Source organism: Acidovorax sacchari (assembly GCF_042847045.1).
Lineage (GTDB): Bacteria > Pseudomonadota > Gammaproteobacteria > Burkholderiales > Burkholderiaceae_C > Paracidovorax > Paracidovorax sacchari.
The window spans coordinates 3395240-3408233 of sequence record NZ_AP035783.1 but is presented as its reverse complement, the minus strand read 5'-3'; the positions used below and the strand labels follow the sequence as shown (position 1 = coordinate 3408233).

The following is a 12994-nucleotide window of genomic DNA, read 5'->3' as shown; positions in this document are numbered from 1 at the left end:
TTTCCTGGGTCATCGGGGAGCTGGGGGCGGTCGCATTCGCAACGCCCGGAGCGGCCATCAGGCGTACATGAATTCGGGGGCGGACAGCAAGAAAGTGTTCCATTCCGTGGGCGAACCGGCACGCGCCAGCGCCACGCGCGTGGCCGGCGCCAGTTGCGGCTCCATGGCGCGGAAGGCGGCGTTCTGCGCGATCGCGGGGGGCTGCACCTTCGGCGGCGGCGCCCCTTCCGGGCGGTAGAGCGCGCCGGTCCCGGCCCCGCCCAGTGCCCGCGCGATCTCGAAGCGCACGGCCATCTGGCCGGAACTGGTCCAGGCGGCGGCATCCAGCGGATAGCCGTCCGGCGTGACGCGGCCGTAGAGCGGCTCGGCGAGGCGCTGCAGCCACGAGAGCGCCGGATCGGGATTGGCCAGCACGCGGTCGGAGTAGCCCAGTCGCAGGCCGGCCATCACGTACTGCACGGGGTCGCGCAGCCGGGTGCCGAGCGACGCCTGGAACGCCTCGCTCATGAACAGCGTCTGCAGCACCGCGCCGATATGGCCGTCGGTCTGCTGGAAGCGCTCGGCCATCGCCTGCAGCAGGGCGGGCGGCGGTGCGTCGCCCACCAGGTAGGCGGCCATCTTGCGGGTCACGAAGCGCGCGGTGGCCGGTGCGCGGGCGAGCCGGTCCAGCGCCTCGTCCAGTTCGGCCATGCCCTGGCCCTGCAGCGGCTGGCCGAGCAGTTCCTTCGGGTCCCAGTCGTGGCGCTGCGGATGGAACTCGTACAGGCCGCGGCGCACGTACTGGCGCGCCCATTCGGGCTTGAGCTTCGGTGGCGGTTCGTCCAGCGGCCGCAGCGACACGCCGTGGCCGGTGAGCACGCGCGCCATCTCCTGCACGTCGTGCTGGCTGTAGCCGCCATCCACGCCCAGCGTGTGCAGCTCCATCAGCTCGCGTGCGTAGTTCTCGTTGATGCGGCGGGCGGCGTTCTGCGCGTTGTCCAGGTAGCGCAGCATGGCCGGATGCCGCACCGTGGCGCCCAGCAGGTCGCGGAAGCGCCCCAGTGCATGCGGGCGGATGGCGCGGTCCTCGTAGTCGCCCACCATGGCGCGGATGTCGGCCTTGCCGGCAAACACGTTGAAATGGTTCATCCAGAACCAGGTCATCTTCTCCTGCAGCTGCGCCGGGGAGTACACGGCCCGCAGCACGAAGCGCCGCTCGGCCTCGCGCTGCAGCGCACGCATGTCGCGCTGGTAGGCGTCCTGGGCGGCCTTGCGGGCGTCCTCGGTGGGTTCGTTCCTGATGGCTTGCTGGCGGGCCTGCATGTCGATGGCCAGGGACTCCATCGGCGTGCGGGTGATGGCCATGGCGTCGATCTGCGCCTGCGCCTCGGGCGGCAGCGGGGCGTTGGGCCCGGGGCGCAGCAGCGCCGCCACCGTGGCCGCCGGTCCGATGCGCTGCAGGCCCTCCAGCGCCGCGGCATTGGCGCCCCAGGTGAGCCGGTCCAGCAGGCGCGCGCCCTCCGCGGGGGAGCGGGGCGCATCGCGATCGCTTTCGGCGGCGAAGGCTCCGGGCGGCGCGGCCAGCGTGAGCCCTGCGGCACCGCACAGACCCACGGCGGCGGTGGCGAGCCATTGGCGGCGCCCGATAACGGGGTGCCCGGGCTCGGGGTCTTCGGGGCCGCGCAGGGACGCGGCACGGGCAGCAGCGGCGTTCACGAAGGACAGCATGGTGTTGGAGGAAGAGTGGCTGTGGGGCGCATGGTGCGCCGCCGCGCAGGGCCCCGCAAGGGGGCGCGCGAGGTTTTACCCGGCGGACACAGATGTATCGCCGCGTGCCGTCCATCTCATCAGGAGAAAAGCGCTCTATCCGCTGCCTGCAATGGATGGAGTGCTATTGGGGTGATAGCAAATGGGTGGCGCCGTGCCGGCGCCCCTCAGCGCTCGGGCCCGACCGGCCCGGTGCCCAGGATCAGGTCCTTGAGCCGCTGCGTGGCGCGCGCATCGTCGATGCGTCCCTGCAGGTGCTGCATGACGATGTCGTTGATGTGCTGCTGCACCGAGCGCGGTGACAGCGCCGAGAAGGACGCGAGCACGGTGCGCCGCATGTTGGCGCTGCGCAGGTCCCGGATGGCCTGGCGGCCGCACGCATCGGCGCCGGTGTCGGGCACGTCCACGCGCGCGGGTGCCGCGCCGCTGGCGATGCCCATCTCGCGCTGGAAATCCGGGTCCATCGCCATGCGCATGAACGTACGCTGCGCGGCCGGGTCCACCTGCGCGCCGCGCACGAAGCCGATCTGGTCGCCGATGTAGAGCACCATGCCCTGCGTGTCCGGGAAGCGCGGGCACAGGTAGTCCTGCCCGGCCTCCATCCCGCGCTGGCGCAGTTCGCCGTTCAGCCAGCTGCCCTGCATCTGCAGCAGCGCCTTGCCCTGTTCGACCAGGCCGCTGGCGCTGCTCCAGTCGCGGGAGGCTGCGTTGGCACGCAGGTAGGGCCGCAGCTGCGCCATGCGCGCGAAGATCCGCATCACGACGGCTTCGTCATAGGCGCGCCGGTCGTGCTCCAGGAAGAACCGCCGGTAGAACTCCGCGCCGCCCGCGCCGGCCGCCACGGACTCGAACCAGAACGAGTATTCCCACGCATCGGCGCCGATCCCCACCGGCACGATGCCCGCTTCCTGCGCGCGGGCGAGCAGCGCCAGCAGTTCGTCCCAGGTGTCGGGCACGGTGCCGCCCAGGCGGTCGAGCAGGGGCTTGTTGAACCACAGCAGGTTGGTGGAATGCACGGACAGCGGCGCGGCGATCCAGTGCCCGCGAAAGCGCGCCCATTCCTGCAGCGCGTGGGGCACCACCTCTTCCCACTCCTGCTCGCGCGCGACCGCATCCAGCGGCAGCAGCAGGCCCTTGGCGGCCAGCGGCGGTGCGCCTTCGCCCGCAGTCATCACCGCGGCGGGACGCGGCAGCCGGTGCTGGAAACGCTGGGTGAACACCGACAGCGCGCTGTTGCCGTTGCCGCACACCGGTTCCTCGATCGTCCAGTGCAGGCCGTGCCGCGCCAGGTGCCGCGCCAGCACCGCGCTGCGCTGGTGCTCGCCGGGCGAGGCCCAGCAGTGCCAGACATGCAGTACCGAGGTGTCGGCCGCCCGCGGTGCGGGCCGGGCTGCTTCCCGTGCCTTGATGGGCGACGCGCCCGTGGCCGCGGCGGCCCAGGTGGCCAGCAGCAGCCCGGCCATCCATCCGGCGCCCCGTGCCGGCCTGCGGTGGGAGCGGAAAAGGGCGGCTGGGCCGCGGGCCGTGGCGGAGTGCATGGACAAGAGCGCGTCGAGGGGGAGGGAAGGGTGGCGCGGATTCTAGTGCGCAGTCCACCGATCGATGCCCCCGGAGGCGCCGGCGCGGGCCGTACCCCGCGCCCGGTCAGGACATCGCCAGCCGGTGTGCGGACGCCGCGCCGCCCAGGGCACCCGCGACGCCCGGCACGCGGAAGACCGACACCGATTGGTCCAGCCGCCGGGCCTGGTCGCGCAGGCTGGCCGCCGCCGCGGCGCCTTCCTCCACCAGCGCGGCATTCTGCTGCGTGGCCTGGTCCATCTGCGCCACGGCCTGGCCCACCTGCAGCACGCCGTCGCTCTGCTCGGCGCTCGCCACGCTGATCTCGCCCACGATTTCGCTCACGCGGCGGATCTCCGTCACGATCTCGGCCATGGTGGTTCCCGCCTGGGAAACCAGGCTGGCCCCCCGGTCCACCTTCTCCACGCTGCCCAGGATCAGCGCCCGGATCTCCTTGGCCGCCTGCGCGCTGCGCTGCGCCAGCGTGCGGACCTCGGCGGCGACCACGGCGAAGCCGCGCCCCTGCTCGCCCGCGCGCGCCGCCTCCACGGCCGCGTTCAGCGCCAGGATGTTGGTCTGGAACGCGATGCTGTCGATCACCCCGGTGATGTCCGTGATCTGGCGGGAGCTGGCGCTGATCTCCTGCATGGTGTCCACCACCTGCTCGACGATCCGGCCGCCGCGGTTCGCCACGTCGGTGGCGCCGGTCGCCAGCTGGCTCGCGGCGCGGGCGTTGTCCGCGTTGTGGCGGACCGTCGCGCTCAGCTCGTCCATGGCCGATGCCGTTTCCTGCAGGGCGCTGGCCTGCAGCTCCGTGCGCCGGCTCAGGTCCGCGTTGCCGGTGGCGATCTCGCTGGACCCTGTATTGATCGAATCCGAGGCGAGACGCACGTCGGTCACGATATGCGCCAGCGTCGAATGCATGCTCGCCAGCGAGGCCAGCACGCTGCCGGGCACGATCGCGCCCTGGCGCTGCATGGGGGATAGATCGCCGCTGGCCACCTGCTCGGCGATCTGCCGCAGTTCCGCGGGCTCGCCGCCCAGCGCACTGGTCAGCCGGCGCGTGATGACGAGGCCCGCCACGGTGGCGATGACGAAAGCCAGTACGGCGGCAGCGATCAGCGCGGCCCGTTCCGTCCCGAGCCGGCTCTCGGCGTCGTCGGCCAGCTCGTGGGCCTTGCTCTGGGACAGCTGTGCGTACTCGGAGGTGACCGCCGCGAACTGGTCGAGCAGCGGACGGCATTCCCGGTTCAGCTTGGCAATGGCGGCTTCGCGCTCGCCGCGCGCCGCCAGGTCGATGATCCCGAGCGCGACGGGCGCATAGCTCTGTTCGATCCGGTCCATCTGCGCCACCAGCGCGCGCGCCTTGTCGGAGGTGTTGGTGGCCTGCGCCATCAGCTGCTTGAGCTCCGCCATCGATTTCTGGACCTGGGCATGGGCCTGCTCGCCGCGCGACTTCTCCGTCTGCACCTCGGCCGGCGTGGTCGCCAGCACGATGTTGCGCGCGGCGATGGCGCGCTCGTCGATGGCGGTGCGCAACTGGGCCGTGATCGCCGTGCGCGCTCCGATGCCATGCACATAGTCCTGGAAGCGCGTGGTCGCGTCGCCCAGCGCCGTGAGGCCGAACAGCGACATAAAGAGGATCAGCACCCCCATCGTGCCGAAAGCCACCGTCAGCTGGGTGCGCACTTTTGCGTCTTTGTTCATTGGGTTCTCCCGAAAAATTGATTCCATCAGAGAACGATGGTCTCGCATTTCAGTAGAAGCCCTATTTCCGCGAAAGGCCGCAGCCGTGAATTGGTAAAAATACCACACTCGCAAAAGGGTTATTGAGAATCAGTGGCGATGGGGAGGCTCGGCACCCGCCTGGGGCGATGCCTCCTCGAAGCGGTCCACCCGCCGCAGCGGCTTGAACATCCAGGCCCAGGCCCCCACCACGCCGAGCGTGCACAGGCCACCCACCACGGCCGCGGGCACGGTGCCCAGCCAGGCGGCGCTGGTGCCGGCGCGGAATTCCCCCAGTTCGTTGGATGAGCCGATGAACAGCATGTTCACCGCGCTCACCCGGCCGCGCATGGCGTCGGGCGTGGAGAACTGCACCAGCGAGCCGCGGATGTACACGCTCACCATGTCCGCCGCGCCCGCGACCACCAGCGCCGCGAACGACAGCCAGAACACGGTCGAGAAGGCGAACACCAAGTTGGCCACGCCGAATACGGCCACCGCGATGAACATCGTCGCGCCCACCCGGCGGTTGAACGGCCGCATGCTCAGGTAGAAGCCCATGCCCACCTCGCCCATGGCCATGGCGCTGCGCAGCGCACCCAGGCCTTCCGGTCCCACGTGCAGCACCTCGTGCGCGTAGATGGGCAGCAGCGCGATCACACCGCCCAGCAGCACGGCGAACAGGTCCAGCGAGATCGTGCCCAGGATGATGGGCCGCGACCGGATGAAGCGGATGCCTTCGCCGAAGCGCTCGCGCATCGTGCCCAGCACCGGCCCCGTCGGGGCCGCATGCGCCACCGGCACCCGCAGCATCAGCGCGGCCCCCACGGCGAACGCCACCAGGCACACGGCATATGTCAGCTCGCTGCCGCCGGCCGCATACAGCAGGCCGCCCAGGAACGGGCCGGCGATGGCCGCCGTGCGCATCAGCATGGAATTGGCCGCGATGGCCGAGGCCAGCCGCTCTCGCGGCACCACCTGCGGCAGCAGGCTCTGCAGCGCAGGGGCCGAGAACGCGCGCGAGGCGCCGAACAGCACCAGCACCGCATAGATACCCGCCACCCCCGCGGCGCCGTGCCCGGCGAGCCACCACAGCGCGGCGCTGCACACGGCGCCCACGGCCCAGCTCGCGCAAAGAATGCGCTTGCGCTGCACGCGGTCGATCAGGTCCCCGGCGGGCAGCAGCAGCGCCAGCATGGGCAGGAACTGCGCCAGCCCCACGCAGGCCAGCGCCATGGGTTCGCGGGTCAGGTCGTACACCTGCCATGCCACCACCACCGCCTGCACCTGCGTGGCGAACATGGCAGCCACCCGCGCCACGATGAACGCGAGGAAACCGGGATGCTGGTAGATGCTGGAGGAGCGGGGCGCCGGGACGGACGGGGCGGGGGAGGGCGGGGGGGACGGTGGGACAGGCACGGCCCGCATGCTACCGCTTCGCGCGCGCCGCCGCCCGGAATCCGCCGCCGGGCCTCGCCTGGATACACTCCCCGCCGCGGCCGCGTTGCCGCACCGATCCCGCTCCAGGCGCCGCACCATGCAACCCTTCCCGATCCCTGCCGTCCTCCCGGTCTCCCGTGGCCTCGCTGCCGCACTGTTGCTCCTCGCCGCCTTGCTGGTGCCACCGTGCGCGCACGCGAAAGAAGAGGCCTGGGGCCGGCGCGTGGTCGCCACCCAGGAAATGCCCCCCGATGCGCTGGCCAGGCTGGCACGGTTCCAGGAAAAGAAGGGGGTGGTCGCCGCCGCGGGACTGCCACCCGGCGGCATGCCGTTCGCCGACACCCAGTCCTATACGGGCCAGGAGATCGACCTGCCCGCCAGCGGCAACCCCTACACCGTGGTGCTGCGCATCTCGGGCGTCGCCCTGGCCGACGGCGAGGCCGGCTCGCGCTGGATGGCGGGCTGGTCCATCGACAACGGCGCGCGCCTGAACGTCGTGCCGGAGATCGTGGCCAAGGGCCTGCGTGCCGGCCAGCCGGTGGAAATGGCCGGTGCCGCGCCGCCCGTGAGCTTCAAGACCGACCGCAAGCTCGCGCCCGTGGCGGAATTCGCTGCGGCCCGCAACCTGCGCATCGACCGGGTGCGCATCGAGGTCTGGTCCGGCATGCGCCCCTCGTCGCTGCTGGAAACCTTCATGGCCTGGATTCCGCTGTTCTTCGGCCTGACGTTCCTGGCGCTGTTCCTCTGGTGGCGCAGGCGGTGATGCGCTCCCGCTGACCTGCCGGCCCGCGCGGTCAGAGATCCAGCGGCTGGCCCGGCTTCCACGCGTCGGCGCGCCGCTGCGCTTCCGCCGCGTCCTGCGCGCCCAGGGCGCCTGCCAGCCGCATCTGGGCGGCCCGCGCTGCCAGGGCGCTGTGGCCCGCCGGCAGCAGCACGTCGTCCCGGCCCGATGCCGCATGGGCGCGGGCCGCGAGTTCCATCAGCATGCAGGCGGTGATCGGCCGCTGCACCACGGTGTCGCCGCCGCGTGCATACAGCGTGCCCAGGCTGTAGAGCCCGGCGGCATCGCCCTGCCGCGCAGCGCGCAGGTACCAGTTCTCCGCGGCCGACAGCTGGCGCGGCTCGTTGTCCCCACCGCGCTCGTACATCGCCCCCAGCCGCACCGCCGCGAGCGCGGAGCCACTGTCCGCCGCCTGCGCCAGCCAGCGCACCGCCTCCGGGCGGTCCTTCGGAATGCCGTGCGCTTCGGACAGCATGGTGCCCAGCAGCACCATGGCCCGGGTGTTGCCGCCCTGCGCCATGGCCCGTACCGCGGGCAGTTCCGCCGCGCCCTGGCCGCGCAGCCAGGCACCGTGGATCGCGTCGATGCGCGCGTCCGTGTCCTGCGCCTGCCCCGCCTGCGCGATGTGCGCGGCCCGGGCATCCGCCTCCAGCCGCGCCGCACGCTCGGCGGCCCGTGCCCGGTCGTGGACCGACTTCCAGGCGAGCAGGCCGGCCAGCACGGCCACGCCGCCGGCCAGCACCAGCCAGGTCCAGGGCCAGTCGCGCGCGCCGCGGGATGGGCGCGACGGCATCCCGGCAGCGCGGGGCACGGTCCTGACCGTAGGGGCGGCTGCCGCAGTGGCCAGCGACGAAGCGCGTGACGGTGCGGGCGCGGATCCGGGCGCGAGGGCCGCCGCGGGGGGCATGGCCTCCTGAGCGCCATCGATCGGCACCAGCGACCATTCCTCCATCGCCGGCAGTGTTCCGGTGCGCTCCGCGGGCGTGCGGCGGGGTTCTGCGGGCGAAGAGGGGCCTGGTGCCATGTGCGTCCTTTGCGGGTGGCGTTGCCGCGGCGGTTGCGCGGTGGAATGGCCGCGATTGTCTCTCCTGCGGAGCCGCCTGCGCGGCCATTGCCCGGGTTGCCGTGGGCCGCAGCCGCCCGGCGTCACGTCCGGTGGGTGCCGGGCCGCCGGGCCGCCAGCGCCGCCGGAATCTCCGCCTCTGCCCAGGTGCCGGGTGCCAGCCCGTCGAGCGCGAAGGGGCCGATCGCCGCGCGCACCAGCCGCAGCGTGGGATGCCCCACCGCCGCCGTCATGCGACGCACCTGCCGGTTGCGGCCTTCGCGGATCACCAGCTCGATCCAGGTGTCCGGAATGTGCTGCCGCACGCGGATCGGCGGCTCGCGTTCGCCCACGGGCGGCGGCGCATCCAGGCGCCGGGCGCGCGCCGGCAGCGTCGGGCCGTCGTTCAGCTGCACCCCGCGCTCCAGCGCCTGCAGGGCCGCCGCATCCGGCACGCCCTCCACCTGCACCCAGTAGGTCTTCTCCATCTTGAACCGCGGATCGGCGATGCGCGCCTGCAGCCCGCCGTCGTCGGTCAGCAGCAGCAGGCCTTCGCTGTCGGCATCCAGCCGACCCGCCACGTACACGCCCGGCAGGTCGATGAAATCCTTCAGCCCGCGCCAGCGGCCCTCGGGCGTGAACTGGCTCAGCACGCCGTAGGGCTTGTGGAAGCGCAGCAGGCGCGGCGGTCCGGTCCGTTCCACCGGTTCGCGCCGCACTCCGGGCCGCGGGCTGGTTCTGCGCCGGCTGTCGCCAGGCTGCATCGGCGGCGAAGCGCCATGTCCGCGGCGGGTCATGCCGGCAGGAACAACGCCGGATCCACCATGGTCCGGTTGAGCATCACGCCCCAGTGCAAATGCGGCCCGGTCACGCGACCGGTGGCGCCTACCTTGCAGAACGGCTGGCCGGTGGTGAGCGTATCGCCCACCTGCACGTCGATCGCGCTCAGGTGGCAGTACATCGTCAGCAGGCCGCCGCCATGGTCGAGCCAGACAGTGCCGCCGTTGAAGAAATAGTCCCCCGTGTCGATCACCTTGCCCGGCAGCGGCGCCACCACCGGCGTGCCGGTGGCCGCCGCGATGTCCATGCCGCTGTGCGGATTGCGTGCCTGCCCGTTGAACACGCGCCGCAGCCCGAACGAACTGGACCGGCGCCCGGGTACCGGCTGGTGCATCGCCAGGTCCGCAGCGCGCGGCAGCGGCGTGGAAAAGGTGGCCATCACCTGCTGCTGGTGCGCCCGCTCGCGCTCGTAGCGCGCGTTGTCCTCGGCGGACAGGTCCACCGTGCGCGGCGCCACCGTCAGCCGCTGCTCCTTGTAGCGCTTGGGCTCCACGCGGTAGGTGATGTCACGCGGGGCCTCGCCGCCGGACTGCGCCCGCACCGACGCAGTGCCCGTGGGCGCCGACAGCGCGATGCCCACGATGGCCGTCCACTCGATGGCATCGCCCAGCACCAGCAGCGGCACTTCGCCCGCATGCGCCTGGGGCCGCTGCGCCGCCGGGCCCAGCGACAGCCGCGCCACGCCGCCCGGCACCTGCAGCGCCCGGGGCCATACGCCTTCGGCGGTATTGTTCGTGGCCTGCTTCGCCTGCAGCGCACCCGCCCGCACGGCGGCCGCCAGCGCAGCGCCGGCGACCAGCACCCCGCGGCGCGAGGGCATCCATGGACCGGCGGCCACGCCGGGAGGCCCGGCGGTGTCCGGGAAAGGCAGGGAAGGGACGGCGAAGCGGGAGGATGGCGAAGGCATGGTCTGCAGGAGGTCGGTCGATGGCGCGCGCGGCGCCCGTCAGGGTAGGTCCGCCAGTGTAGGCGGCTGGAGGCGCCGGCCTACAGGGGCGGCCCGCGGCGGCTTCGACAATCCCCTGCCATGCAGACACCCGGCCGCACGCTGCGCACAGCGCTGATCACCTTCATCGCGACCGCCGCCGCGGCGCTGCTGGCACTCAATTTCACCGCGGGCGAGCCGCAGGTCCGCCAGCAGCTGCCGCGCTTGTACGGCACCTCCAGCCCCCAGTTCGAGCGGGCCATGGGCAACCTGCTGGGGCCCTCCATCGTGGAGGGCAACGACGTGATGGACCTGCAGAACGGCGACCGCATCTTTCCGCCCATGCTCGCCGCCATCCGCGCCGCACGCCGCTCCATCACCTTCGAAACCTACATCTACTGGTCCGGCGACATCGGCAAGCAATTCGCCGATGCCCTGAGCGAACGCGCCCGCTCGGGCGTCAAGGTGCACGTGCTGCTCGACTGGGTGGGCAGCGCCAAGATGGAGGACAGCTACCTCGACGAGATGCGCGCCGCCGGCGTGGAGATCGAGAAATTCCACAAGCCCCACTGGTACAACCTCGCGCGGCTCAACAACCGCACGCACCGCAAGCTGCTCGTGGCGGACGGCGTGGTGGGTTTCACCGGCGGCGTGGGCATCGCGCCCCAGTGGACCGGCAATGGGCAGGACCCGGACCACTGGCGCGACTCCCACTATCTCGTGCGCGGCCCGGCCGTGGCGCACCTGCAGGCCACCTTCCTCGACAACTGGCTCAAGGTCACCGGCCGCGTGCTGCACGGCGATGCCTATTTCCCGAAGCTCGCGCCCGCCGGCACGCAGCGCGCGCAGATGTTCTCCAGCTCGCCATCGAGCGGCAGCGAGAGCATGCAGCTCATGTACCACATGGCCGTCACCGCGGCCGAGCGCAGCATCGACCTTTCCGCGGCGTATTTCGTGCCCGACGAACTCACCCGCACCCTGCTGCTGGACGCACTGCGCCGCGGCGTGCGCGTGCGCATCGTCACGCCGGGCGAGCACACCGATACCGAAACCGTCAAGGCCGCCTCGCGCGGTACCTGGGGACCGCTGCTGGAGGCGGGCGCGGAGATCTACACCTACGGCCCCACCATGTACCACTGCAAGGTCATGATCGTGGACCAGCGCCTCGTCTCGGTCGGCTCCACCAACTTCGACAACCGCTCCTTCCGCCTCAACGACGAAGCCAACCTCAACGTCTATGACGAGGCCTTCGCCCGCCGCCAGACCGAAGTCTTCGAGCAGGACATCCGCCAGTCCCGCCGGGTCACGCACCAGGAATGGCTGAACCGGCCCCTGCGGGAGCGGATCGCCGAACGCTTCAGCGGCCTGCTCGGGTCGCAACTCTGAATCAGCCAGGAATCTCCGGCTCCACCAGCAGGGCCAGCAACTGCAGCGACTCCTGCCACCCGAGATAACAGGCCTCGGTGGGAATCACCGCGGGAATGCCTTCCTGCACCACCCGCAACTCCGTACCTACGGACACGGCGCGGAACTCGACCGTGGTGCGCATCTCGCCAGGCAGCCCCGTCGCATCGAAGCGGTCGGTGTGCACGATGCGCTCGCCCGGCACCAGCTCCAGGTACTCGCCGCCGAACGCATGCACCTGCCCGTTGCCCCAGTGCGTGAACTGCATGCGGTAGCGCCCGCCCACGCGGGCATCCATCTCCAGCACCCGGCCGGTGAAGCCGTGCGGCGGCAGCCACTTCACCATCGCGTCCGGCTCCAGAAAGGCGCGGTAGATCCGCTCGGCCGGTGCGCGCAGCACGCGGTGCAGGGTCACGGTGCCGGTACCGGCGGAGCTATCGGGGGTGGAAGCAGGCATGCGTCTCTCCTTGCGCAGGGCGCGCAGAACGGCGAAAGCCGCCAACTTAGCTGCCCGCCGATGCCCCTTCAAGCGGGGCTTCCCGGGGATGGGGGGCTCGTGCCGCGGGCGGGGCCGAGGCGATGAACCCGGCCACATCGTCCAGCACCGGCGCCACCCAGCGCAGCGGCCATGCGAACGCACCCACCAGCGTCGTGTGGCTGGCGCGCGGATAGAGCTCCAGCACCACGGGCACGCCGGCCGACTGCAGTGCCTGCGCCAGCTGCAACGTGCTGCGCCGGGGGCTCACCAGCCGGTCCTTCTCCGGCGCGCCCAGGAAGGCCCGCGGCACCTGCGCCGGCACGGCCGGGTGCGCGAACTCGATGGGCTGCGCACGCGCGGGGTAGTTCGGGTGGAAGAACACCGGCTGCGCCTCCGGGTTGTCCGTGGGAAAGAAGTCGTACGGCCCCGCCAGCCCGATCCAGCCGGCCAGCTCGCGCGGCGCATGCCCCGTGGCCGCCAGCCAGCGCGGATCCAGCGCCACCATCGCCGCGTTGTACCCGCCCGCGCTGTGCCCCATCGCGAACACCCGGTGCGGATTGCCGCCGAGCTGCGCTGCATGCTCCAGCCCATAGGCCACCGCCAGCGCGCTGTCGGCGATGAAATCCGGATATCGCACCTCCGGGTACAGCCGATAGTCCGCCACCAGCGCCAGCACCCCGCGCGAGGCCAGCGCCTGGCCCAGGAACAGGTAGTCGCCCCGTTCCCCGCTGTTCCAGGTGCCGCCGTAGAAGAACACCACGACCGGCCAGCCGCCCTCGGGAGCGGCTGCCGCGGGACGGTACACGTCCAGCCGCTGGCGGGGCAGGGTGCCATAGGCCACGCCGGTCTCCACCGCGGCGGCGCTGCGCGGCGCGAGTGCGTTCAGGGTGCCGACACCGGAACAGGCGCTCAGCCCTGCGGCCAGGGCCAGGAGGCCGGCCAGGCGGGCGGCGCGTTTCCAGAATGTTGCAGAGGGCGTAAATATAGGAGGCACGTGAGTTTCCCATGCAAGGGCTTGATGGTTGTGTACGGTTTTTGATTAATTTTGGATTTTGA

11 protein-coding genes are annotated in these 12994 nt (G+C 71.7%); 2 read left to right on the top strand and 9 right to left on the bottom strand.

Translation table 11 applies throughout. The features are described 5' to 3' along the window. Positions 1-57: 57 nt before the first annotated feature. The 4 genes from ACGHC0_RS15215 to ACGHC0_RS15200 form a co-directional block, all read right to left on the bottom strand. Positions 58-1707, bottom strand: coding sequence for a DUF1800 domain-containing protein (locus ACGHC0_RS15215; RefSeq protein ID WP_368351782.1), 1650 nt, complete (start codon positions 1705-1707; stop codon positions 58-60). Positions 1708-1913: 206 nt separating this feature from the next. Further along, positions 1914-3284, bottom strand: coding sequence for an ABC transporter substrate-binding protein (locus ACGHC0_RS15210; RefSeq protein WP_415266020.1), 1371 nt, complete (start codon positions 3282-3284; stop codon positions 1914-1916). A gap of 106 nt (positions 3285-3390) precedes the next feature. Beyond that, positions 3391-5010 carry a methyl-accepting chemotaxis protein gene (locus ACGHC0_RS15205; protein WP_415266019.1) on the bottom strand — a complete coding sequence of 540 codons (1620 nt, stop codon included), beginning with the start codon at positions 5008-5010 and terminating at the stop codon, positions 3391-3393. Positions 5011-5139: 129 nt separating this feature from the next. Continuing rightward, positions 5140-6456, bottom strand: a complete 1317-nt coding sequence (locus tag ACGHC0_RS15200) for an MFS transporter (RefSeq protein WP_415266018.1) — start codon at positions 6454-6456, stop codon at positions 5140-5142. Between the two features lie 109 nt (positions 6457-6565). On the opposite strand from ACGHC0_RS15200, the gene ACGHC0_RS15195 reads away from it, so the two are divergent. Beyond that, positions 6566-7231 carry a hypothetical protein gene (locus tag ACGHC0_RS15195; protein WP_208941431.1) on the top strand — a complete coding sequence of 222 codons (666 nt, stop codon included), beginning with the start codon at positions 6566-6568 and terminating at the stop codon, positions 7229-7231. A gap of 31 nt (positions 7232-7262) precedes the next feature. Here ACGHC0_RS15195 and ACGHC0_RS15190 read toward each other — a convergent pair whose 3' ends face one another. From ACGHC0_RS15190 to ACGHC0_RS15180, 3 genes are all read right to left on the bottom strand, one after another. Then, positions 7263-8273 carry a tetratricopeptide repeat protein gene (locus tag ACGHC0_RS15190; protein WP_415266017.1) on the bottom strand — a complete coding sequence of 337 codons (1011 nt, stop codon included), beginning with the start codon at positions 8271-8273 and terminating at the stop codon, positions 7263-7265. A gap of 122 nt (positions 8274-8395) precedes the next feature. After that, positions 8396-9055 carry a pseudouridine synthase gene (locus tag ACGHC0_RS15185; RefSeq protein ID WP_415268425.1) on the bottom strand — a complete coding sequence of 220 codons (660 nt, stop codon included), beginning with the start codon at positions 9053-9055 and terminating at the stop codon, positions 8396-8398. A gap of 29 nt (positions 9056-9084) precedes the next feature. Further along, positions 9085-9951, bottom strand: a complete 867-nt coding sequence (locus ACGHC0_RS15180; RefSeq protein ID WP_368355648.1) for a peptidoglycan DD-metalloendopeptidase family protein — start codon at positions 9949-9951, stop codon at positions 9085-9087. A gap of 207 nt (positions 9952-10158) precedes the next feature. Between ACGHC0_RS15180 and ACGHC0_RS15175 the strand changes: the two genes are divergently transcribed. Further along, positions 10159-11442, top strand: a complete 1284-nt coding sequence (locus tag ACGHC0_RS15175) for a phospholipase D-like domain-containing protein (protein WP_415266016.1) — start codon at positions 10159-10161, stop codon at positions 11440-11442. Between the two features lies 1 nt (position 11443). Here the strand turns inward: ACGHC0_RS15175 and ACGHC0_RS15170 are convergent, their stop codons facing one another. Both ACGHC0_RS15170 and ACGHC0_RS15165 read right to left on the bottom strand, forming a co-directional pair. After that, complete coding sequence (locus tag ACGHC0_RS15170) at positions 11444-11917, bottom strand: SRPBCC family protein (protein ID WP_415266015.1); 474 nt, start codon at positions 11915-11917, stop codon at positions 11444-11446. A 46-nt stretch (positions 11918-11963) separates the two neighbouring features. Then, on the bottom strand, positions 11964-12932 hold the full coding sequence (locus tag ACGHC0_RS15165; RefSeq protein WP_415266014.1) for an alpha/beta hydrolase: 969 nt from the start codon (positions 12930-12932) through the stop codon (positions 11964-11966). Between the last annotated feature and the right edge of the window lie 62 nt (positions 12933-12994).